This window comes from Aquipseudomonas ullengensis (assembly GCF_014174475.1).
Classification (GTDB): Bacteria; Pseudomonadota; Gammaproteobacteria; order Pseudomonadales; family Pseudomonadaceae; genus Aquipseudomonas; species Aquipseudomonas ullengensis.
Genome location: NZ_JACJUD010000004.1, coordinates 175,780 through 199,258 on the forward strand (window position 1 = coordinate 175,780; position 23,479 = coordinate 199,258).

General features: G+C 63.7%; 18 protein-coding genes. 7 read left to right on the forward strand and 11 right to left on the reverse strand.

The window, feature by feature from the left end; translation table 11 throughout:
- Position 1: 1 nt before the first annotated feature.
- The 5 genes from H3H51_RS13245 to H3H51_RS13265 all read right to left on the reverse strand — a co-directional run bounded on the left by H3H51_RS13245 (position 2) and on the right by H3H51_RS13265 (position 5,275).
- Entirely contained in the window at positions 2–796 is a 795-nt protein-coding gene (locus H3H51_RS13245) for a gamma-carboxygeranoyl-CoA hydratase (protein WP_183089527.1), read from the reverse strand.
- Between the two features lie 71 nt (positions 797–867).
- On the reverse strand, positions 868–2,475 hold the full coding sequence (locus tag H3H51_RS13250; RefSeq protein WP_183089528.1) for a carboxyl transferase domain-containing protein: 1,608 nt from the start codon (positions 2,473–2,475) through the stop codon (positions 868–870).
- A 130-nt stretch (positions 2,476–2,605) separates the two neighbouring features.
- Positions 2,606–3,769 carry an isovaleryl-CoA dehydrogenase gene (locus H3H51_RS13255; RefSeq protein WP_183089529.1) on the reverse strand — a complete coding sequence of 388 codons (1,164 nt, stop codon included), beginning with the start codon at positions 3,767–3,769 and terminating at the stop codon, positions 2,606–2,608.
- 29 nt (positions 3,770–3,798) lie between these two features.
- Positions 3,799–4,197 (reverse strand): MerR family transcriptional regulator, encoded by a 399-nt coding sequence (locus H3H51_RS13260; RefSeq protein WP_183089530.1) that lies wholly within the window; start codon positions 4,195–4,197, stop codon positions 3,799–3,801.
- Positions 4,198–4,333: 136 nt separating this feature from the next.
- Complete coding sequence (locus tag H3H51_RS13265; protein ID WP_183089531.1) at positions 4,334–5,275, reverse strand: LysR family transcriptional regulator; 942 nt, start codon at positions 5,273–5,275, stop codon at positions 4,334–4,336.
- Positions 5,276–5,439: 164 nt separating this feature from the next.
- Here H3H51_RS13265 and H3H51_RS13270 point away from each other — a divergent pair, with 164 nt between their 5' ends.
- Positions 5,440–6,669: an acyl-CoA dehydrogenase gene (locus H3H51_RS13270; protein WP_183089532.1), complete on the forward strand. Its 1,230-nt coding sequence runs from the start codon at positions 5,440–5,442 to the stop codon at positions 6,667–6,669.
- 220 nt (positions 6,670–6,889) lie between these two features.
- Here H3H51_RS13270 and H3H51_RS13275 read toward each other — a convergent pair whose 3' ends face one another.
- The 5 genes from H3H51_RS13275 to xthA form a co-directional block, all read right to left on the reverse strand.
- Positions 6,890–7,072, reverse strand: coding sequence for a hypothetical protein (locus H3H51_RS13275; protein WP_183089533.1), 183 nt, complete (start codon positions 7,070–7,072; stop codon positions 6,890–6,892).
- A complete protein-coding gene (locus tag H3H51_RS13280) occupies positions 7,072–8,058 on the reverse strand; it encodes a TerC family protein (RefSeq protein WP_183089534.1) in 987 nt (328 codons plus the stop codon). Before H3H51_RS13280 ends, H3H51_RS13275 begins: the two co-directional genes overlap by 1 nt.
- 241 nt (positions 8,059–8,299) lie before the next feature.
- Entirely contained in the window at positions 8,300–9,673 is a 1,374-nt protein-coding gene (locus H3H51_RS13285) for a substrate-binding domain-containing protein (protein WP_183089535.1), read from the reverse strand.
- 155 nt (positions 9,674–9,828) lie between these two features.
- A complete protein-coding gene (locus tag H3H51_RS13290; RefSeq protein ID WP_183089536.1) occupies positions 9,829–11,274 on the reverse strand; it encodes a GGDEF domain-containing protein in 1,446 nt (481 codons plus the stop codon).
- 62 nt (positions 11,275–11,336) lie between these two features.
- A complete protein-coding gene (gene xthA, locus H3H51_RS13295; RefSeq protein ID WP_183089537.1) occupies positions 11,337–12,149 on the reverse strand; it encodes an exodeoxyribonuclease III in 813 nt (270 codons plus the stop codon).
- Between the two features lie 169 nt (positions 12,150–12,318).
- On the opposite strand from xthA, the gene H3H51_RS13300 reads away from it, so the two are divergent.
- The 6 genes from H3H51_RS13300 to H3H51_RS13325 all read left to right on the forward strand — a co-directional run bounded on the left by H3H51_RS13300 (position 12,319) and on the right by H3H51_RS13325 (position 22,815).
- The gene (locus tag H3H51_RS13300; RefSeq protein WP_183089538.1) at positions 12,319–12,960 is read left to right on the forward strand and encodes a GNAT family N-acetyltransferase; all 642 of its coding nucleotides are present in this window, start codon (positions 12,319–12,321) and stop codon (positions 12,958–12,960) included.
- 193 nt (positions 12,961–13,153) lie between these two features.
- The gene (gene tpx / locus H3H51_RS13305; RefSeq protein ID WP_183089539.1) at positions 13,154–13,654 is read left to right on the forward strand and encodes a thiol peroxidase; all 501 of its coding nucleotides are present in this window, start codon (positions 13,154–13,156) and stop codon (positions 13,652–13,654) included.
- A gap of 162 nt (positions 13,655–13,816) precedes the next feature.
- The gene (locus H3H51_RS13310; protein WP_183089540.1) at positions 13,817–15,031 is read left to right on the forward strand and encodes an MdtA/MuxA family multidrug efflux RND transporter periplasmic adaptor subunit; all 1,215 of its coding nucleotides are present in this window, start codon (positions 13,817–13,819) and stop codon (positions 15,029–15,031) included.
- The gene (locus tag H3H51_RS13315) at positions 15,028–18,120 is read left to right on the forward strand and encodes an MdtB/MuxB family multidrug efflux RND transporter permease subunit (RefSeq protein WP_183089541.1); all 3,093 of its coding nucleotides are present in this window, start codon (positions 15,028–15,030) and stop codon (positions 18,118–18,120) included. Before H3H51_RS13310 ends, H3H51_RS13315 begins: the two co-directional genes overlap by 4 nt.
- A gap of 85 nt (positions 18,121–18,205) precedes the next feature.
- Positions 18,206–21,316: an efflux RND transporter permease subunit gene (locus H3H51_RS13320; protein WP_183089542.1), complete on the forward strand. Its 3,111-nt coding sequence runs from the start codon at positions 18,206–18,208 to the stop codon at positions 21,314–21,316.
- An 89-nt stretch (positions 21,317–21,405) separates the two neighbouring features.
- A complete protein-coding gene (locus H3H51_RS13325; protein ID WP_235981375.1) occupies positions 21,406–22,815 on the forward strand; it encodes an efflux transporter outer membrane subunit in 1,410 nt (469 codons plus the stop codon).
- 1 nt (position 22,816) lies between these two features.
- Here H3H51_RS13325 and H3H51_RS13330 read toward each other — a convergent pair whose 3' ends face one another.
- Positions 22,817–23,476: a glutathione S-transferase family protein gene (locus H3H51_RS13330; protein ID WP_183089544.1), complete on the reverse strand. Its 660-nt coding sequence runs from the start codon at positions 23,474–23,476 to the stop codon at positions 22,817–22,819.
- Positions 23,477–23,479 lie beyond the last annotated feature (3 nt).

Consider the following 23,479-nt stretch of genomic DNA (forward strand, 5'->3'; position numbering starts at 1 on the left):
CTTATTGCTCCTGCCAGGCCGGTTTGCGCTTGTTGAGGAAGGCATTCAGGCCCTCCTGGCCTTCGGCGCTGACGCGAATGCGCGCAATGGCACTTTCGGTGTGGCGGCGCAGGGCAGGGCTGAGCACGCCGCTGGCGACCTCGCGCAGCAGCTCCTTGCTCTCCAGCATGGCCTGCGGGCTGTTCAGTAGCAGGTTGCTGACCCAGTGTTCGACCTGGGTTTCCAGTTCGCTGACGGCATAGCACTCGGCGAGCAGGCCGAGGTTGCGTGCCTGGTCGCCATTGAAGCGCTCGGCGGTCAATGAATAGCGCCGCGCGGTACGTTCGCCGAGGGCCTGGACGACGAAGGGGCTGATGACCGCTGGCGCCAGGCCGATGCGCACTTCAGACAGGGAAAACAGCGCGTCTGCGCTGCCGATGGCCATGTCGCAGGCGCTGACCAGGCCCACCGCACCACCAAAGGCGGCGCCCTGGACCACTGCCAGGGTCGGGACCTTCAGGCCGTGCAGGCTGTACATCAGTTCGCCCAGCTCATGGGAGTCGGCCAGGTTAGCCTCGTAGTCGAGGGTGGCCGAGTGCTGCATCCAGGCCAGGTCGGCGCCGGCGGAGAAGTGCTTGCCGCGTCCGCGCAGCAGCAGGAAGCGCAGACTGGTGTCAGCCTGGACAGCCGCGATGGCAAGGATCAGCTCGCGGATCATCTCGGCATTGAAGGCGTTGTTCTTCTCCGGGCGATTGAGCCAGAGAGTGGCGAAGCCGCGTGGGTCTTTTTCAAGTTGTACGGTGGTGAAAGCGCTCATCTGAACTCCAGCGTAGGGCGGGTGAAACCCGCGTGGGCTCTGGCGGGTTTCACCCGCCCTACGGTTAACGGTTACATGCGGAACACGCCGAACTGGGTCGGCTCGATCGGCGCGTTGAGGCTGGCGGACAGCGCCAGGCCGAGCACGTCGCGGGTTTGCGCCGGGTCGATCACGCCGTCGTCCCACAGGCGGGCGCTGGAGTAGTAGGGGTGGGCCTGCTGCTCGTACTGGGCCACGATCGGCTGCTTCAGGCGTTGCTCGTCTTCGGCGGAGAATTCCTGGCCATTGCGTGCGTGTTGTTCGCGTTTGACCTGTACCAGCACACCAGCGGCCTGTTCGGCGCCCATCACGCCGATCCGCGCGTTGGGCCACATCCACAGGAAGCGCGGGTCGTAGGCGCGGCCGCACATGCCGTAGTTACCGGCGCCGAAGCTGCCGCCGATGATCACGGTGAATTTTGGCACCTTGGCGCAGGCCACGGCGGTGACCAGCTTGGCGCCATGCTTGGCGATGCCGCCGGCCTCGTATTTCTGCCCGACCATGAAGCCGGTGATGTTCTGCAGGAACAGCAGCGGGATGCCGCGCTGGCAGGCCAGTTCGATGAAGTGCGCGCCTTTCTGCGCGGCCTCCGCAAACAAAATGCCGTTATTCGCCAGGATGGCGATGGGGTAGCCATGCAGGTGGGCGAAGCCGCACACCAGCGTGGTGCCGAACAGCGCCTTGAACTCATCGAACTGGCTGCCGTCGACGATCCGCGCGATCACTTCACGCACATCGAACGGTTGCTTGGCGTCGGCCGGGATCACGCCGTACAGCTCCTCGCCGCCATGCAGCGGCTGGATCGGCGCGCGGCTGTTGAGCACGCCTTGCTTGCGCCAGTTGAGATTGGCGATGCTGCGCCGGGCGATGGCCAGGGCGTGCTCATCGTCTTCGGCGTAATGGTCGGCCACGCCGCTGGTCTTGCAGTGCACGTCGGCACCGCCGAGGTCCTCGGCAGTCACCACTTCGCCGGTGGCGGCCTTCACCAGTGGCGGGCCGGCGAGGAAAATGGTGGCCTGGTTGCGCACCATGATGGTCTCGTCGCTCATCGCCGGCACATAGGCGCCGCCGGCGGTGCACGAGCCCATCACCACGGCGATCTGCGGGATGCCCATGGCGCTCATGTTGGCCTGGTTGAAGAAGATACGGCCGAAGTGCTCGCGATCCGGGAACACCTCGTCCTGGCGCGGCAGGTTGGCGCCGCCGGAGTCCACCAGGTAGATGCACGGCAGGCGGTTCTGCTGGGCGATGGTCTGCGCGCGCAGGTGTTTCTTCACGGTCAGCGGGTAGTAGCTGCCGCCTTTCACCGTGGCGTCGTTGGCCACGATCATGCACTCGACGCCTTCCACCCGGCCGATACCGGCGACCACGCCGGCGGCGGGTACGTCTTCGCCGTAGACCTCATGGGCGGCCAACTGGCCTATTTCGAGGAAGGGCGAACCGATATCCAGCAGGCGATTGATGCGCTCGCGCGGCAGCAGCTTACCACGCGAGGTGTGGCGCTCCTGGGCCTTGGCGCCGCCGCCTTCGTGGACCTGGGCGAGAAGGGTGCGCAGGGCAGTGACCTGTTCGAGCATGGCCGCGTTATTGGCAGCGAACTCCGGCGAACGGGTATTGATCTGGGTGTGCAGGATGGCCATCGAGTTGGCTCCGTCGAATGAGGTGCTTTCGTAGGAGCCAGCTTGCTGGCGATCCAAGACTAACCGGCAACATAAGCGCTGCTAGTTAAGCCGTGATCGCCAGCAAGCTGGCTCCTACAGGTGCGTCGCCTTACTTGGTTTCGTTGAACAGCTCGCGGCCGATCAGCATGCGGCGGATTTCGCTGGTGCCGGCGCCAATTTCGTAGAGCTTGGCGTCACGCAGCAGGCGGCCGGCCGGGTACTCGTTGGTGTAGCCGTTGCCGCCGAGGATCTGGATGGTGTCCAGGGCCATCTTGGTGGCCATTTCAGCGGTGTAGAGGATCACCGCGGCGGCGTCCTTGCGCGATTCCTCGCCGCGGTCGCAAGCCTTGGCGACGTTGTACAGGTAGGACTTGGACGCGTTCATGCCGGCGTACATGTCGGCCAGCTTGCCCTGGATCAGCTGGAACTCGCCGATCGCCTGGTTGAACTGGCGACGCTCGTGCACGTAAGGCACGACCACATCCATGCAGGCTTGCATGATCCCGGTGGGGCCGCCGGAGAGCACAGTGCGCTCGTAGTCCAGGCCACTCATCAACACCGCAACGCCGCGACCTTCCTGGCCGAGGATGTTCTCCGCCGGCACTTCCACGTCCTGGAACACCAGTTCACAGGTGTTGGAGCCGCGCATGCCGAGCTTGTCCAGCTTCTGGTGGCGGGAGAAACCCTTGAAATCACGCTCGACGATGAACGCGGTCATGCCCTTGGAGCCGGCAGCGACGTCGGTCTTGGCATAGATCACGTAGGTGTGGGCATCCGGGCCGTTGGTGATCCACATCTTGTTGCCGTTGAGCACATAGTGGTCGCCACGCTTGTCGGCACGCAGCTTCATCGACACCACGTCGGAGCCGGCATTGGGCTCGCTCATGGCCAGGGCACCGATGTGCTCGCCGGAACACAGCTTGGGCAGGTACTTGGTCTTCTGCGCGTGTGTGCCGTTCTTGTGGATCTGGTTGACGCACAGGTTGGAGTGGGCGCCGTAGGACAGGCCGACCGAGGCGGAGGCGCGGCTGATCTCTTCCATGGCTACCACATGGGCCAGGTAGCCCATGTCGGTGCCGCCGAACTCTTCCGCGACCGTCATGCCGAGCAGGCCCATGTCACCGAACTTGCGCCACATGTCCATGGGGAACTCGTTGTTTGCGTCGATCTGGGCAGCGCGCGGGGCCAGCTCGGCCTGGGCGAACTGGCGGACCGAGTCGCGCAGCATGTCGATGGTTTCACCGAGGTCGAAGTTCAGGGAGGGATAGCTCATGGTTCCACCTGTAATTATTTGAATTAGGTTTAGCTGGTAACGGTTTGATTCTTAATGGTTTCAGCTAGCGCTATCTGGCAGCGCTCTTCGGCGGTATCCAGCTCCAGCTGCATCTGCTGGATGTCCAGCAGCTGTTGCTCCAGCTGGGCGCGGCGCTCGGTGATCTTGTTCATGAAGGTCTCCAGCTGCTTGCGGTTGCCGCCAGCCGGGTCATACAACTCGATCAGCTCCTTGCACTCGGCGAGGGAGAAACCGATGCGCTTGCCGCGCAGAATCAGCTTGAGGGTCACCTTGTCCTTGGCCGTGTAGATGCGCTCCTGGCCACGGCGCTCGGGGGCGAGCATGCCTTGCTCCTCGTAGAAGCGGATGGCGCGGGTGGTGATATCCAGCTCGCGAGCCAGATCGGAAATGCTGTAGTTGGCGGCCATGGAAGAACGTCTGCGTGGTCTGCTTTACGTTAACGTAAAGCAGGTTGACGTTAACGTCAACGTAACGGCGCAGAGAAAGGCGCAAAAGAAAAAGCCCCGCATGTGCGAGGCCTTTTTTATTCAATGGGTTATGAGATTAACTTGAAGCTTTGAGTTCACTCTCGATCTTCTTTTCCTGGGCCGTAACCTGCTGGGCGATCTCGATGATCTGCTCACGCATCCAGCGGTTGGCCGGGTCCTGGTCGGTGCTTTCGTGCCAGTACAGGTGGGTTTCCAGCGGCGGCACGTCATTCACCGGCAACTGCATGTAGTGCAGGCCATGGCGCCGGGCGAAGCGCTCGGGCACGGTCATCGCCATGTCGGTGTGCAGCAGCACGGTGGAGGCCATCATGTAGTGCTGCGAGCGCAGGGTGACCTTGCGCTGCAGGCCCATCTTGCCCAGCGACAGGTCGATATAGCCGAGGCCACTGCGGCGGCTGGAGATCTGGATATGGGTCAGAGACAGGTATTCATCCAGGCTGATCTTGTCCTTGGCCAGCGGGTGGCCATGGCGTACGGCGCACACGTAGCGGTCGTCCAGCAGCTTGACGTGGCGCACCTGCGGGTCGGTATTGAGCGGCGCATCGACGGCGAAATCCAGGCGGCCGGCGGCCAGTTCCTTGGTGGTTTCACGGCGTTTGGAGAGGAAGCTCTCGATCTGCACGGCCGGCGCCAGGCGACGCAGGCGCTGGAACAGCGGCGGCAGGATGATCGCCTCGGTGAGGTCGGTCATGCTGATGCGGTAGGTCTTGTTGGCCTGCGCCGGGTTGAAGGTGCGGCTTTCCTGTACCGACACGCGTAGCTGCTGCAGGGCGTTGCGCACCGGGCCGATGATGTTCTGCGCCATCGGCGTGGGCACCATGCCCTGGGCGGTACGCACGAACAGCGGGTCGTTGAAGGTCTCGCGCAGACGGGCCAGGGCGTTGGAAACCGCCGGCTGGGTGATGCCGACAATCTGCCCGGCGCGGGTCAGGTTGGCCTCGGTATAGATGGCGTCGAAGACGACGAAGAGGTTGAGATCGACCTTGTTCAAGTTCATTGCCTGCTCCGTGCTGCTGATACCTAATCATGCCAGATCATATATTGCTTATGAATGTTGATAAGGCCGGAAAATAGGTTAGATAAATCGTGGGTGCTGTTCTAGCATCATTTCCAGAGCAAAACCACACCCACTTCTCCAGGCCGTCAGTAAGGTATCGCCCCATGGATTTCGCCTACACCCCCAAGGTTCAGGAACTGCGTGAACGCGTCACCGCCTTCATGGATACCCATGTTTATCCGGCTGAAGCCGTATTCGAGCAGCAGGTGAATGAAGGTGATCGCTGGCAGCCGACGGCGATCATGGATGAACTGAAAGCCAAGGCCAAAGCCGAAGGCCTGTGGAACCTGTTCCTGCCGGAGTCCGACTACGGCGCCGGCCTGACCAACATGGAATACGCGCCGCTGGCCGAAATCATGGGCCGTTCGCTGATGGGTTCCGAGCCGTTCAACTGCTCGGCGCCGGACACCGGCAACATGGAAACCCTGGTGCGCTACGCCACCGAGGCGCAGAAGAAACAGTGGCTGGAGCCGCTGCTGGCTGGCGAAATCCGTTCGGCCTTCGCCATGACGGAGCCGGGCGTGGCTTCTTCCGATGCCACCAACATGCAGGCCAACGCCGTGCGTGACGGTGACGAGTGGGTAATCAACGGCCGCAAATGGTGGACTTCCGGCGCTTGTGATCCGCGCTGCAAGATCATGATCTTCATGGGCCTGACCAATCCGGACGGCCCGCGTCACCAGCAGCACTCGATGATCCTGGTGCCGACTGACACCCCCGGGGTGACAATCCTCCGTCCGCTGCCGGTATTCGGCTACGACGACGCCCCGCACGGCCACGCCGAAGTGCTGTTCGAGAACGTGCGTGTGCCGTACGACAGCGTGCTGCTGGGTGAGGGTCGCGGTTTCGAGATTGCCCAGGGTCGCCTCGGCCCAGGCCGTATCCACCACTGCATGCGCTCCATCGGCATGGCCGAGCGTGCGCTGGAACTGATGTGCAAACGCGCCGCCAGCCGTACCGCGTTCGGCAAGCCGCTGGCTCGCCTGGGCGGCAACATCGACCACATCGCCAACTCGCGCATCGAGATCAACCAGGCCCGCCTGCTGACCCTCAACGCCGCCTACATGATGGACACCGTGGGCAACAAGATTGCCCAGAGCGAGATTGCGCAGATCAAGGTCGTTGCGCCGAATGTCGCGCTGAACGTGATCGACCGGGCCATCCAGATCCACGGCGGCGCTGGTGTTTCCAACGACACCCCGCTGGCGTACTTCTGGGCGATGCAGCGCACCCTGCGCCTGGCCGACGGCCCGGACGAAGTGCACCGCATGGCGATCGGCAAGTTCGAGATCGGCAAATACATCCCGAAAGAGATGATGAAATCCGGCCGCTGATCCCGGCTCGGTAATGCACAAGGCCCGCTGATGCGGGCCTTGTCGTTTTCAGATGCAGCATGGAGGAGTACTGCGGGGCCATTTCACCCGCTCCGTCATTCCCGCGAAGGCGGGAATCCAGGAGGCTGCAGTCAACTCGGCGTCACAGGAATACTCGGTGTTGCTGGTTTCTGGATCCCCGCCTACGCGGGGATGACGAAATCGAGGATCCTCAGAGGTTCTACGTTTCACCATGAGGGATAACCCCGGCATGTTGGCGCAACCAGTCCAGGCGCATGTGCAGTTGTGCCGCGAAGGTGCGTGCGGCCAGCTCCTCATGGAAGCTCACGGCACGCCGGCCCATATGCACCAGCCAGTACCGGCGCCCCTTCAGCTCGCGGGTTTCGATCCGCACATCCTGCATTACTGCTCGCTCTGTGGCCGGTCACGGGTTTTCAGCAGGGACAGCAGCACGCCGCCCACCAGCAAGCCGAAGGTTACGCCGAGGGAGAGTAGGGCGGGGATCTTGCCGATGAAGCCATGCAGGAAAATCTTGCCGCCAATGAAGATCAGCACCAGTGCCAGGGCGTACTTCAGGTAGACGAAGCGGTGCATCAGTGCGGCCAGGGCGAAGTACAGCGAGCGCAGGCCGAGGATGGCGAAGATGTTCGAGGTGTAGACGATGAACGGGTCCTGGGTGATGGAGAACACCGCGGGCACGCTGTCTACGGCGAACACCAGGTCGGCCAGTTCGATCAGCACCAGGGCGAGGAACAGCGGCGTGGCGTAGAGCAGGGACTGTCCCGCGTTGTCGCGCTGGCGCACGAAGAAATGCCCGCCATGCAAGGTGTCGGTCATGCGGATGTGCTTGCGCAGGAAGCGCAGCATTGGATTGTTCGCCAGATCCGGCTGATGGTCGGGGCTGCTGAACATCATCTTGACCCCGGTGAACAGCAGGAACGCGCCGAACAGGTAGAGGATCCAGTCGAACTCCTTCACCAGCGCCGTGCCCAGGCCGATCATGATTGCGCGCAGCACAATCACCCCGATGATGCCCCAGAACAGCACCCGATGCTGGTAGCGCCGCGGGATGGCGAAGAAGCTGAAGATCATCGCCATGACGAACACGTTGTCCATCGACAGCGATTGCTCGATCAGAAAGCCGGTGTAGAACTCCAGCGCACTCTGTGCACCCAGCTCGAACCACACCCATACGCCGAACAGCAGGCCGACGCTGAAATAGCCGCTGTACAGCAGCAGGCTCTCGCGCATCTCGATTTCGTGTTGGTCGCGGTGCAGGACGCCGAGGTCGAACACCAGCAGGGCGACAACGATGACCATGAAACTCAGCCACAGCCAGGTGGCAGTGCCGAGCAGGGGGGTATTGAGCAATAGCAGCAGTTCGTTCATCGGGCCTCCGTCAAGGATTGATCAAGACAGTGACTCCGACATCACGGTGAAGATTCACCGCCAGAGGGGCCCGGCGCCACTGATCCAAGGCTAGCGGCCAGTGGCGAGGCAGACAAATCGACGGCGGTTACAAGAGGTGTCGAGGAGCGCAGGCACACCTGTAGGAGCGAGCTCTGTTCGCGAAGCGCCTTGTGCGGAATTTTCGCGGGCAGAGCTCGCTCCTACAAAGGGCAGGGCGGAATCAGTACACCCAGACTTCCACTCGGCGGTTCTTCAGGCGGCCTTCATCGCCACTGTTGGCGGCCACGGGTAGCTGCTCGCCGAGGCCGGTGATGTCGCGGAAGATCACGCCACCCTTGGCCAGTTCACGGCGCACGGCCATGGCGCGCAGCTTGGACAGCAAGGCGGCTCGGGCCGGATCATTCTTCGGGTCACCGAAGCCCACCAGCACCACCTGGTGGCGCAGCTTGTCCTGGCTCTTGAGGTACTCCAGCACGCGGTCGACATCGTGCTGTGCCTTGTTGTCGAGGGTGGCACTGCTTTCCTGGAAGCGGAAGTTCACCGACAGGCGCTGCGCCTCCTGGGTCAGGCGCTGGTAGTCGGCCGGCATGGCCGGGTTGGGCGCCACCTGCACGGCTTGTACGGTCTGCGGGATGAACCCGCTTTTTGCCACGATGGCCTGGCCTTGCGGGCTGTGGGCGAACTGCACCAGGGCCTGGACCCAGGCATTGGTGGTGCCTGGCGGGTTATAGAGGAACAGTCGGCGCGACAGCGGGTAATCCTCGGTGGCGATCAGCGTGGCGCTGGGCAGCATGGGTTGCGACTCGCCATCGGCAATCGCCACGGCCTTGCTCTGACGAATATAGGGCAGGCCGATGAAACCGATGCCGCTGGGGTCCTGGCTAACGCCGTCGGACAGCTGATCGCTCGACTCGAAGCGTTTGGCGCCAGCAGCCAAGGCCTTGCCGTGGGCGGCCAGGACCAGCTCCTTGAAGGTGTCGTAGGTGCCGGACTTGTCATCGCGGGCATACAGGGTGATGGCGCCACCACGGCCACCGAGTTGCTCCCAGGTGCGCACTTCGCCGGAAAAGATCTGCGCCAGTTGCTCGGTACTCAGGCTCGACAGTGGGTTGGCCGGGTTCAGGATGATGGCCAGGCCATCGATGGCGATGACCTGTTCGGCGGCCAGGCTGTGCATGTCGCCGAGGCCGGCGAGCGCTTGCGTTTCGGCCTCCTTGATCGGCCGCGACGAGGCCGCGAGGTCGGCGCTGCCATCCTGCAAGGAGGTGAAGCCGGTGCCCGAACCGTGGGCGGCCACGTTGATGGTCAAGGTGCGGCCCTGTTCGTCTTCGGTCAGCACCTGCTGCTCGTTCTCGGTGGTTGTGGCAGCGATGCGTACATTGCGCATGCCTTGCTGCTCGAACAGCCCCTTGACCAGGGCCGGGCCGAGTTTGGCGCCGATGGTGTTGGAACCCTGGATACGCAGCAGCGCAGCATTCTCGACCGGAGCGGCGAACACCGACCAGGGCAGGGCATAGAGGATGAAGCAGAGGATGATCCAGGTGTAGGTTTGGTTCAGGAGAGGGCGATCACTGATTGACAGGGCGCACGACATTTAGCTGACACCTTAATTCCGTGGGTGAGCTGCCGTGCCGGGGCGGCACGGACGTTCAGGTGCGCGAAGAATAAGAAGGAATGATTGCGGAAAGATGACGAGACACAGCAAAAGGCCCTTGCCAGAGCGTTGTGCGTTACTTGCTCAGCGCTGGCTCAGGCTGTTTCCGTCCAGGCCTGTTCGTTTGGGGTGTATTGGCTGATAACAACGCGATTGCGCCCCGACTCCTTGGCTTGATACAGGGCGCGATCCGCGATCAGCAGCAGCCCATCGATATCGACTTGATGCTGCAAGGCCACAACTGCACCGATGCTGACGGTGGACTGCACATGTTGGCCGTCCTCCAGGGTGGTCGGGGAATTGGCGTAATCCGTGCGAATGCGCTCGGCAATCACCAGAGCCTGGTTGTGCGAGCAGCCAGGCAGCAACAGGGCGAACTCCTCTCCACCCAGGCGGGCCAGGGCATCTCCGTCGCGCAGGCCGTTGCTGGCCAGGCGCGCGAAGGCTTTCAGCACCAGGTCGCCCGCGGCATGGCCGTAGGTGTCGTTGATGCGCTTGAAGTGGTCGATATCGAACATCAACAACGCTATCGGTCTATTGGCGTCAGAGGATTGCTGCCTGGCCTGCTCATAAAAGGCCCAGCGATTGAGCAGGCCGCTGAGTTGGTCATGCGACGCCATGTACTGCATGTGTTGCAGCAACTTATTGCGTGCAGCCATAACGCTGGCCACCGTTAGTGGCGCGAAGGCTAGCAGGGTGATACCGAGCCGCAAGGAAAGCAGCATGGGGAGCGAATTCATGTCGAACGGTGCCAGCGGGATGCCCACGATAGCGATCATGACGAGCAAGATGCTAATGAAAGCAAAGGTCAGCCAGGCCGTTGTAAAGACGCTATAGCTCAGTGCGCACCACAGCAGTGCTGGCACGGCGAAGGCCACCGCTCCGGGGCCGCCCACCATCAGGCTGAGGGCACAGGAGATCACCAGGCTGACAGCAGGCAAGGCATGCACCAGTCCCTGTCGAGAAATGAGCAGCGCCTGCCGCCTGTCTTTCAGACGCTCAGGCCAGTCGGGCATGGTGAGCAGCACTGGCAAGATCGCGATGTAATTGACCAACTCGGTGACGAACCAGAGCGTCAGACCTGCGACAGCGCTGCCATCAAACAGCAGGGGGTTGATGATTGCGCCAACCACCCCCGAGGCGAGGGAGGCAAGCGTCACTGCCAGAGCCAGGTAGGGTACTGAGAGCGGGCTACGCAGGGAGCGGTGTTCTGCACTGAGGCGCGACAGCAAGAGATAAGCGCTGATCACCCCTACCAGGTTGCCTAGTGTAAGCATCAGCGTCTGGATTGGCGGGCCGCCGGTAGCGCTGTCGGCAATGATATAAGCCGCTATACCGCCAAACCAGCCAGAGGGCCTGGCCAGCTGGGGGTAACGCACCATGAGACCGAGCAACAAGGCATTGGCGGGCCAGATAGTTGCCAGGTGGCCCAGCGGGCGGGTAGCGATACCCAGTAGGCAGGCTGTCAGAACCAGCAGGAAGACCAGGCCGGCAATTTTCAGCTCGGCTGACCAAGCTTTCCTAGTAGGGGCGCTCTCCAAGATCTACTCCATCTGGCCTGGCCAGTAACTTCACATCCTGCCAATAGTTATTGGCGCAAAGCTCAGTCTAGCTCCAGCCAGATCGGCGCGTGGTCGGAGGGTTTCTCCATACCGCGCAGGTCATAGTCGACGCCGGCATCCTTGATTCGCCCCTGCAGCGGCGCGCTGGCGAGGATCACGTCGATACGCAGGCCGCGCTTGGGCTCGTCCTCGAAGCCGCGGCTGCGGTAGTCGAACCAGCTGAAACGGTCATTTACCGCCGGATTGAGGTGACGGAAGCTGTCGACCAGGCCCCAGCCCTTGAGGGTCGCCAGCCATTCGCGCTCTTCGGGCAGGAAGCTGCACTTGCCGGTCTTCAGCCAGCGCAGGCGGTTGGGCTCGCCGATGCCGATATCGATGTCTTCCGGGGAGATATTGATGTCGCCCATCACCACCAGCGGTTGCTCGGGTTTGAACTGGGTCAGCAGCAGGTTCTGCAGGTCGGCATAGAAGCGCTGTTTGGCCGGGAACTTGGTGGGGTGGTCGCGGCTTTCGCCCTGGGGAAAGTAGCCGTTCATCACGGTCAGCGGATTGCCGTGCTCGTCGGCGTAAGTGCCGTAGATGAAGCGGCGCTGGGCGTCGTCCTCATCACCGGGAAAACCCTTGTGCAGTTCCAGCGGCGCCTGGCGCGAGAGCAGGGCGACGCCGTAATGGCCCTTCTGCCCGTGGTAATGCACGTGGTAGCCGAGTGCACGGATTTCCGCCTCGGGGAACTGTGGGTCATCGACCTTGGTTTCCTGCAGGCCGATCACATCCGGCTGGTGTTTTTCGATCAATGCCGCCAGTTGATGAGGGCGGGCACGCAGGCCGTTGATATTGAAGGAAACGATCTTCATGGGGAGCACCCAGCGGGGAAAAGGGCGATGCTAGCCCAGTCACCGGGCGACGGCCAGCGTCTGGCAGCGCCAGGAGACGGGTGCTACCTTGGCTCCTGACCCGTACGAACCTGCTCTTCAGCCTCCGTGCCGAGCACGCTCAAAACCTATAACAACAGAGGTCAGCCTGATGCCCCATCGCACCGCCGAAGTCCGCATGCTGCAACACGGTTACGTTCGCGAAGCCCGTTCGCTGCTGTACCACGCCTATCGCCATGACCCGACCTTCGGTTATCTGTTCGAAAGCGAACGGCCGGGGTTCGACCAGCGTGTGCGCGCCACGGTGCGCGAGCTGGTGCACCAGCATTTCGCCGAAGACCTGCCGGCCATCGGCCTGGTGATCGAGGAACGCCTGGTGGGCATCGCCCTGATCGCGCCACCGCAGCGACGCCTGGGGATTACCGAGAGCTGGGGTTGGCGCCTGCGCATGTTGATGACCACGGGCTTCCGCTGCACCAAGCGCTACCTCGAATACCACGACGCCGTACTCGCTTGCCTGCCGCCGGGGCCTTACCACGTGCTGCCGCTGATTGGCGTGCACCCGGAGTTCCAGGGCCAGCACCTGGGCGAGCAGTTGCTGGCGGCGCTGCACAACTGGTGCGCCGAGGACTCCAGCTCGCAGGGCGTGGTGCTCGACACCGGCAACCCGCATTACCTGGAGTTCTACAAACGCCAGGGCTACGAGGAAATCGGCGAAGTGGCGGTCGGGCCGATTCTCGAGCACGTGTTCTTCCATCCCAATCCGCAGGCGACGCTGCAGGCCAGTGCCTGATCGAGCAAAGAACACCGGGTGATGCTTTGCGTATCCAATAAAAAAGGCCTGCAGAAAATGCAGGCCTTTTTTGTTTGCCGAGGCCAATCGCGCTAACCTCCATCACCACTGAACGCCGGCCCGGCCGGTCAGTCATTTTCCCAGCCGCGATGCTTTGGTGTCGGGCTCAACTCCAGCGATAAGGACAACTCAAATGGCTCAAGTAACCCTCAAGGGCAACCCGATCCAGGTCGAAGGCCAATTGCCGCAAGCCGGTCAGCAGGCTCCGGCATTCAGCCTGGTGGCCAAGGACCTTTCCGACGTGAGCCTGGCCAGCCTGGCCGGCAAGCGCAAAGTGCTGAACATCTTCCCCAGCGTCGACACGCCGACCTGCGCCACCTCGGTGCGCAAATTCAATACCGAAGCGAGCAAGCTGGCCAACACCGTGGTGCTGTGCATTTCGGCCGACCTGCCGTTCGCCCAGGCGCGCTTCTGCGGTTCCGAAGGCCTGGAAAACGTGATCAACCTGTCGACCATGCGCGGCGCCGATTTCCTCAAGAACTACGGCGTGGCTTTCGGCAACGGCCCGCTGGTAGGCGTTGCGGCGCGTGCGGTGGTCGTGCTCGACGAGAATGACAAGGTGCTGCACAGCGAGCTGGTTGGCGAAATCGCCGACGAGCCGAACTACGAAGCAGCCATCGCTGCGCTGAAATAAGTACGCCCGCGTACCCCGACGGCCTGCCATGCAGGCCGTTTTCATTTGCAAACTTTAAACGCCTTGTTACGTCAATTAAGGGTAAATAGGCGGTAAAGACCCTTTGCCTGGCCGTACAGAGTAATTATCGTTCACGCTCTCCAGGAAAGTGACCCCAACCCCATGCCCGATATTCGTTCTGCGCCACGCTTTTCCCGCACGTGGCTGATTGCCCTGCTTGTGCTCGTTGTAGTCCTGCTGCTCTGGTGGCAGTGGCCGGCAAAATCGCAGGGCGAGGCGGGGCCGGGGCAGAAAGGGCCATGGGCGCGTGACGAAGGACCGGTGCCGGTGCGTTTGGCCAGCGTGACGCGTGGCGACTTCAATATCGAATTGAAGGCACTGGGCACTGTGACGGCGCTGAACACGGTCAACGTGCGTTCGCGGGTCGATGGTGAGCTGACCAAGGTGCTGTTCGAGGAAGGCCAACTGGTCAAGGCTGGCGAGCCGCTCGCGCAGATCGATCCGCGTCCCTACCAGATAGCGCTGCAACAGGCTGAAGGTACCCTGGCGCAGAGCCAGGCACAGTTGCAGAACGCCGAGATCGACCTAGCCCGCTATAAAGGCCTGTACGCCGAAGACTCCATCGCCAAGCAGACCCTGGACACCCAGGTCGCCCTGGTTGGCCAGTACCGAGGTACGGTGAAGAATAACCAGGCCGCCGTCGCCGATGCCCGCCTCAATCTCGATTTCACCCGCATTCGCGCCCCGATCTCCGGGCGCGTGGGCCTGCGCCAGGTCGACCTCGGCAACCAGGTCAAGAGCAGCGACACCACGCCGCTGGTGGTGATCACCCAGGTCGAGCCGATTGCCGTCAGCTTCACCTTGCCCGAGGGCGAACTGCCACCGGTGCTGGCCAAGGTGCGCGCCAAGCAGAAGCTGCTGGTGCAGGCCTGGGATCGCGGCGAGCAGTTGCAATTGGCCGAGGGCACTCTGCACAGCCTGGACAACCAGATCGACATCACTACCGGCACGGTCAAGCTCAAGGCGCGCTTTGAGAATGCCAGCGAGCAACTGTTCCCCAACCAGTTCGTCAATGTCCGCCTGCGCGTGGAAACCCGCGCCGGCGCCACCTTGATCCCCTCGGCGGCGCTGCAGTTCGGTTCGCGCGGGACCTTCGTCTTCCTGGTCGGCACAGACCACAAGGTGCAGGTGCACCGGGTCACGGTAGGCGCCAGCGATGGCCCGACGACGCTGATCAGCGAAGGCCTGGCGGTGGGTGACCGTGTGGTGATGGAGGGCACCGACAAGCTCAAGGATGGCAGTGACGTGCAAGAGATCGACGACAGCGGCAAGGCGGTGGAAACCGCCCACAAGGCACCGGCGAAGAAAGACGCATGAACGCTTCACGCCTGTTCATCCTGCGCCCGGTCGCCACCACGCTGCTGATGGTGGCGATCTTCCTCACGGGTCTGATTGCCTACCGCATGCTGCCGGTCTCGGCGCTGCCGGAAGTGGACTACCCGACCATCCGCGTGATGACGCTCTATCCAGGCGCCAGTCCGGAGGTGATGACCAGTGCGGTCACCGCGCCGCTGGAGCGCCAGCTCGGACAGATGCCGGGCCTCAAACAGATGTCCTCGGCCAGCTCCGGCGGCGCGTCGGTGATTGCGCTGCGCTTCAACCTCGACATCAACCTGGACGTGGCCGAGCAGGAAGTGCAGGCGGCGATCAACGCGGCGAGCAACCTGTTGCCGACCGATCTGCCGGCACCGCCGGTGTACAACAAGGTCAACCCGGCCGACACCCCGGTGCTGACCCTGGCGATCAGCTCCAAGACCCTGCCGCTGACGGAAGTACACGACCTGATCGACACGCGCATGGCGCAGAAACTGGCGCAGATCAGCGGCGTCGGCCTGGTCAGCCTGGCTGGCGGGCAACGTCCGGCCGTACGCATCAAGGTCAACCCACAAGCGCTGGCCAGCCACGGCCTCAACCTGGCGGACGTGCGCACGCTGATCACCGCGAGCAACGTCAACCAGCCCAAGGGCAACTTCGACGGCCCGACCCGGGTCTCGCAACTGGATGCCAACGACCAGTTGAAGAGCGCCGGCGAGTACCGCTCGCTGATCCTCAAGTACGAGAACGGCGCGCCGCTGCGCCTGCAGGATGTCGCCGAGATCGTCGATGGCGCCGAGAACGACCGCCTGGCCGCCTGGGCCGACCTCAACGAGACCGTGCTGCTGACCATCCAGCGCCAGCCCGGCGCCAACGTCATCGATGTGGTCAACCGCATCCAGTACCTGCTGCCGCAGATCACCGCTTCTTTGCCGGCCGGGCTCGAGGTCAAGGTGCTGACCGACCGCACGCAGACCATCCGCGCTGCGGTCAGCGACGTGCAGTTCGAGCTGATGCTGGCCATCGGCTTGGTGGTGCTGGTGACTTTCCTGTTCCTGCGCAAGGTCTCGGCCACCATTATTCCGTCCGTGGCTGTGCCGCTGTCATTGATCGGCACCTTCGGCGTGATGTACCTGGCCGGGTTTTCGGTCAACAACCTGACGCTGATGGCCCTGACCATCGCCACCGGGTTCGTGGTCGACGATGCCATCGTCATGCTGGAGAACATCTCGCGCCACCTGGAGGAGGGTGAAACGCCGATGAACGCGGCGCTCAAGGGCGCGCGGCAGATCGGCTTCACCCTGATATCGCTGACCTTCTCGCTGATCGCCGTGCTGATTCCGCTGCTGTTCATGGCCGATGTGGTGGGGCGCCTGTTCCGCGAATTCGCCATCACCCTGGCGGTGGCCATTCTGATTTCCCTGGTGGTGTCGCTGACCCTCACGCCGATGATGTGCGCGCGCTTGCTCAAACAAGAGAAAGACGAAGACCACGGCCGTTTCTACCGCGCCAGTGGCGCCTTCATCGACAACCTGATCGAGCGCTACGGCGTAGGCCTGCGCTGGGTGCTCAAGCACCAGCCGCTGACCCTGCTGGTGGCGCTCGGCACCCTGGCTCTGACCGTGGTGCTGTACCTGGCGGTGCCCAAGGGCTTCTTCCCGGTGCAGGACACCGGGGTGATCCAGGGCATTTCCGAGGCGCCGCAGAGTATTTCCTTCGCTGCCATGAGCGAACGCCAGCAGCGCCTGGCCCAAGTGGTGCTGAAGGACCCGGCAGTGGCCAGCCTGTCGTCCTATATCGGTGTCGACGGCGACAACCCGACGCTCAACAGCGGGCGCCTGTTGATCAACCTCAAGCCGCACCGCGAGCGCGATGCCGACGCCAGCGAGGTGATCGAGCGTCTGCGTCCGCAGCTGGCGCAGGTACCCGGTATCCAGCTGTTCCTGCAGCCGGTGCAGGATCTGACCATCGAGGACCGGGTCAGCCGCACCCAGTTCCAGTTCAGCCTGGAGTCGCCGAGCCTGGAGCTGCTGGAAGAGTGGACGCCCAAGCTGATCGACGCCCTGAGCCAGAAAGCAGAGCTGCGTGATGTCGCCAGCGACCTGCAGAGCCGTGGCCTGCAAGTGCTGCTGCGGATCGACCGTGACGCCGCCGCGCGCCTGGGCGTGAGCGTCGCTGATATCGACAACGCGCTATACGACGCCTTTGGCCAGCGGCAGATTTCCACCATTTTCACTCAGGCCAGCCAGTACCGCGTGGTGCTGGAAAGCCAGGGTGCCGGCAGCCTGGGGCCAGCCGCGCTGGGGCGCATCCATGTCGCTACCGAAGGTGGCACGCAGGTGCCGCTGGCTTCGCTGGCGCATGTGGAGGAGGGGGCTGCGGCGCTGCTGATCAACCACATCGGCCAGTTCCCGGCGGTGACCGTGTCCTTCAACCTGGCCGAAGGTGCTTCGCTGGGCGAGGCAGTGGCAGTGATCGAGCAGGCGCAGCGCGATATCGGTATGCCGAGTGGCATCCAGAGTGAATTCCAGGGCGCTGCGGAAGCGTTCCGGGCCTCGCTGTCGAGCACGCTGCTGCTGATTTTGGCGGCGGTGGTGACCATGTACATCGTGCTGGGCGTGCTCTACGAGAGCTACATCCACCCGATCACCATCCTCTCCACGCTGCCCTCGGCGGGTGTCGGTGCCTTGCTGGCGTTGCTGCTGTCGGGCAACGACCTGGGGTTGATCGCCATCATCGGCATCATCCTGCTGATCGGCATCGTCAAGAAGAACGCGATCATGATGATCGACTTCGCCCTGGAGGCCGAACGCAACCAGGGTATGAGCCCGGAAGCGGCGATCTACCAGGCGGCGCTGCTGCGTTTCCGGCCGATTCTGATGACCACCCTGGCCGCCTTGTTCGGCGCGGTGCCGTTGATGCTGGCCACCGGCTCCGGTGCTGAGCTGCGTCAGCCACTGGGCCTGGTGATGGTCGGTGGGCTGCTGTTGAGCCAGGTGCTGACGCTGTTCACCACGCCGGTGATCTACCTGTGGTTCGATCGTTTGTCGCGCCGCTTCATCGGTCGCAGCGCGGCTGGGGTGGCGCTGTGATTGCGTTCCGTAGGAGCCAGCTTGCTGGCGATCAGTCTCCCTGCAGAAGCATCGCCAGCAAGCTGGCTCCTACAGGGGCGGTGTTGTGAACCTCTCCGCGCCCTTTATCCGCCGCCCGGTTGCCACGCTGTTGCTGAGCCTGGCCATCCTCCTGCTGGGTGGCGTGAGCTTTGGCCTGCTGCCGGTGGCGCCGTTGCCGAAGATGGACTTCCCGGCCATCGTGGTTACCGCCAACCTGGCCGGCGCCAGCCCTCAGGTGATGGCGTCCACCGTGGCCACGCCACTGGAGCGCTCGCTCGGCAGCATCGCTGGAATCAGCGAGATGACCAGCCGCAGCAGCCAGGGCAGCACGCAGATCGTCATCCTGTTCGACCTCAACCGTGACGTGGATGCCGCTGCCCGCGAGGTGCAGGCGGCCATCAACGCCGCGCGCAACCTGTTGCCCAGCGGCATGCGCAGCATGCCGGTGTACAAGAAGTTCAACCCCTCGCAGGCACCGATCATGGTGCTGTCGCTGACCTCGCCGGTGCTGGACAAGAGCCAGCTGTACGACCTGGCCTCCACCGTGATCGCGCAAAAACTGGCGCAGGTGCAGGGCGTGGGGCAGATCCAGATTGGCGGCAGCTCGCTGCCGGCCGTGCGGGTCGAGTTGGAGCCGCGCTTGCTCGACCAGTACGGCATCGCCCTGGACGAGGTGCGCACGGCCATCGCTGACGCCAACCAGGATCGCCCCAAGGGCAATGTCGAAGACGCCAGTCGCAACTGGCAGGTGCAGGCAAACGATCAATTGCACAAGGCTGCCGACTACGAGCCGCTGATCATCCGCTACCAGAACAATGCCGCCGTGCGCCTGGGCGATGTGGCCAAGGTTCACGACTCGGTGGAGAACCGCTACAACAACGGTTTTTACAACGACGAGCGGGCCGTGCTGCTGGTGATCAACCGCCAGCCTGGGGCCAATATCATCGAGACGGTCGAGGACATCCGTGCCCAGTTGCCGGGCCTGCAAGCGGTGGTGCCAGCCAGCGCGACCCTGCAAGTGGCGATGGACCGCTCGCCGGTGATCCGCGCCACCCTGCGCGAAGCCGAGCACAGTCTGTTGATCGCCACCGTGCTGGTAATCATGGTGGTGTTCGCCTTCCTTGGCCGCTGGCGCGCCGCGCTGATTCCGGCCCTGGCCGTGCCGGTGTCGCTGGTCGGTACGTTCGCGGCGATGTACCTGCTGGATTTCTCGCTGAACAACCTGTCGCTGATGGCGCTGATCATCGCCACCGGCCTGGTGGTGGACGACGCCATCGTCGTGCTGGAGAACATCTCGCGGCATATCGAGGCAGGTGAAAGCCCGATGGTCGCGGCGTTCAAGGGCTCGCGCGAAGTGGGCTTCACTTTGCTGTCGATGAACCTGTCGCTGGTCGCGGTGTTCCTGTCCATTTTGTTCATGGGCGGCATCGTCGCCAGCCTGTTCCGCGAGTTTGCCATCAGCCTGTCGGTGGCGATTCTGATCTCCATGCTGGTGTCACTGACCCTTACGCCGATGCTCTGCGCCCGCTGGCTCAAGGCCGACGAGGGGCCGGAGCGCGAACCCGGGCGGCTGCAGCGTTTCGGCTCACGCCTGCAGGAACGCGTGCTGGCGGGGTACGGGCGCAGCCTGGAGTGGGCTTTGCGCCACTCGCGGCTGATGCTGGTCAGCCTGCTGGCGACCATCGTGGTCAACGTCGCACTGTTCATCCAGGTGCCCAAGACCTTCATGCCGGAACAGGACACCGGCCAGCTGATCGGCTTCGTGCGTGGCGATGACGGCCTGTCGTTCCAGGTCATGCAGCCGAAGATGGAAGTCTTCCGCCGCGCGCTGCTGCAAGACCCGTCGATCGAGAGCGTGGCCGGTTTCATTGGTGGCGACAGCGGGATCAACAACGCCTTCCTGGTGGTGCGCCTGAAACCCATCAGCGAGCGCAGCCTGTCGGCCCAGGGGGTGATCGAGAACCTGCGCGAGACCCTGCCCAAAGTGCCCGGCGCGCGACTGATGCTGATGTCCGACCAGGACCTGCAGTTCGGCGGCCGCCAGGGGCGCAGCTCGGAAAACGAATACGTGCTGCTGGCCAGCGACCTCGGCGACCTCAACCACTGGACGCCGATAGTGCGAGATGCCCTGGCCGCGTTGCCGGAGCTGACCGATATCGACGCCAAGGAGGGCGATGGTGCCCAGCAGATCCGCCTGGTGGTGGACCGCACCACTGCGCAGCAACTGGGCGTGGACATGGCGATGGTCACGGCGGTGCTCAACAACGCCTTCAGCCAGCGGCAGATTTCCACCATCTACGACACCCTCAACCAGTACAGCGTGGTGATGGAGATCAACCCGCAGTTTGCCCAGTACCCCGAGTCACTGGCGCAGATCAAGGTGATCACCGCCGATGGTGCGCGCGTACCGCTGTCGACCTTTTCCCACTGGGAGCGCAGCCTGGAAGAGGACCGGATCAACCACCAGGGCCAGTTCGCCGCGGAAAGCATTGGCTATTCGCTGGCCAAGGACGTGACCCAGGACCAGGCCAACCAGGCGATTCGCAAGGCCGTGGCCGAGCTCAACCTGCCCACCGAGGTGCAGGGCATTCTTGGCGGCACCGGCGGGCAGTTCGAGAAGGAAGCTCAGGGCCAGCCGCTGATGATCTTCACCGCGCTGCTGGTGGTCTATATCGTCCTCGGCATCCTCTACGAGAGCTATATCCACCCGCTGACCATCCTCTCCACGCTGCCGTCGGCGGGGGTTGGTGCGCTGCTGGCGATCCTGCTTACCGGTGGCCAGTTCACCCTGATCTCCATGCTCGGGCTGTTCCTGCTGATCGGCGTGGTGAAGAAGAACGCGATCCTGATGATCGACCTGGCCCTGGAGCTGGAGCGCAACGAGCACCTGAGCCCGCAGGAGTCGATCCGCCGCGCCTGCCTGCTGCGCTTCCGGCCGATTCTGATGACTACCCTGGCCGCGCTGCTGGGCGCCTTGCCGCTGCTGCTGAGCATGGCCGAGGGCGCGGAAATGCGCCGTCCGCTGGGCCTGACCATCGTCGGCGGGCTGATTCTCAGCCAGTTATTGACCCTCTACACCACCCCGGTGGTCTACCTCCATCTCGACCGCCTGCGCCACCGGATCAACCGCTGGCGCGGCGTACGCACCGATGCTGCCCTGGATACTCCGCTATGACCAAGACCGTAGGACGGGTGCAACCCGCGTGTTCATCCGCCGCCGTTTTCGCGGGTTTCACCCGCCCTACGGTTGTGGCGCTGGCCTTGATGATGGCCGGGTGCGCCATCGGCCCCGACTACCAACGCCCGGAAAGCGCCCAGTCAGCCCAGTACAAGCAAACCGAAGGCTGGAAAAGCGCCAAGCCGGCGGATACCGAGCTGCGTGGCAACTGGTGGGAGCTGTATGGCGACACGGACCTCAACGGCCTGATCGACCGCCTCAACGCCAACAACCAGAGCCTGGCCAGTGCCGAGGCGCAGTACCGCCAGGCACGCGCCCTGGCGCGTGGCGCGCGGGCATCGTTCTTCCCCAACCTGGGCCTGAACACCGGGGTGACCCGTGCAGGCCAGGGTGGTGGCGAGAGCACCATCAGTACCGGCGACGGCGTGAGTGTCAGCGGCGCCAATGCCGCGCAGATCTCCAAGAGCTATGAAGCCAGCCTGGGCGTGAGCTGGGAGCTGGATATCTGGGGCAAGCTGCGCCGCCAGCTGGAGTCCGACAGCGCCAGTGCCGAGGCCAGTGCCGCAGACCTTGCCGGCGTACGCCTGAGCCAGCAGTCCGAGCTGGTGCAGAACTACCTGCAACTGCGTGTGCTGGACCAGCAGAAACGCCTGCTCGACGAGACCGTGGCGGCCTATCGGCAAGCCTTCCGCATCGCCGAAAACCAATACAAGGCCGGCATCGTGCCGAAATCCGACGTGACCCAGGCGCTGACACAGCTGAAAAGCACCGAAGCCGAGGCCGTGGATCTGGAATACCAGCGCGCCCAGCTGGAGCACGCGATTGCCGTGCTGGTCGGGGTGGCACCATCGGAATTCAGCCTGGCAGTGCGCGACAGCGTGCCGGCGCTTCCGGCAATCCCTGCGAGCCTGCCGTCGGCACTGCTCGAGCGTCGTCCGGATATCGCCGGTGCCGAACGCCGGGTGATTGCCGCCAACGCCGAGATCGGCGTGGCCAAGGCCGCCTACTACCCGGACCTGACCTTGTCCGCCACTGGTGGCTACCGCAGCGGCAGCCTCAACGACTGGATCAGCACGCCGAACCGCTACTGGTCGATCGGCCCGGCCTTCGCCATGACCCTGTTCGACGGCGGCCTGATCAGCTCCCAGGTCGACCAGGCCGAGGCAGGCTACGACCAGACCGTGGCCGACTACCGGCAGACCGTGCTCGATGGCCTGCGTGAGGTGGAAGACTACCTGGTGCAGCTCGCCGTGCTGGAACGCGAGGCCACCGTGCAGCAGCAAGGGCTGGATGCGGCGCGTGAATCCCTGCGTCTGATGCTCAACCAGTACAAGGCCGGCACCGTGGAATTCACCGATGTGGTCAGCGTGCAGACCACCGCGCTGTCCAACGAGCGCAGCCGCCTGACCCTGCAAGGCAGTCGCCTGACTGCCAGCGTGCAGCTGATCGCCGCGCTCGGCGGCGGCTGGGATGGCGTGACCGTACCCGCCGAGTAACTCAGTCGCGCTCCGGCGCGCCGAGCGGGAACAGGTGCCGGTAGGGTCGCGCCTCATCCACCGCGCGGGCGAAGGAGGGGCGCGCCAGCAGGCGCTGGCGATAGGCACGCAGGCTGGCGAACTCATCGCCTATCGGCCGCACCCAGTCGGCATAGAACAGCGCCGGCGCGGCGGCGCAGTCGGCCAGGCTGAAACTGGCAGCGGCGGCCCATTCGCGGCCGGCCATCTTCTCATCGAGCCAGCGGTAGGCGGTTTCCAGCAATTCGTGCGCCTGCGCCACGCCGTAGGCATCACGTTGCCCGGCGGGGCGCAGCTGGTCGAACACGCAGGCCGTCATCGGCGTGGAGACATACAGGTCGAAGCACCTGTCCATGAAACGCACCTCCAGCGCGCTGTCGGCGTCCTCGGGCAACAGCCGGCTGGCGCCCGGGTAATGCTGCTGCAGGTACTCGATGATGATGCTCGACTCGCTCACCGCCCGCTCTCCATCGAGCAGTAGCGGGAAGCGCCGGAACGGCCAGCGCGCCTCCAGTTCGGCCATGGCCTGCGGGTTTTCCGGGGCCAGCAGCCGCCACTCGAAGGGTGTGGCGTTCTCGTAGAGGGCGATCAGTACCTTCTGGCAGTAGGACGAGAAGGGATGGGCGTAAAGCTGGATGGCCATAAG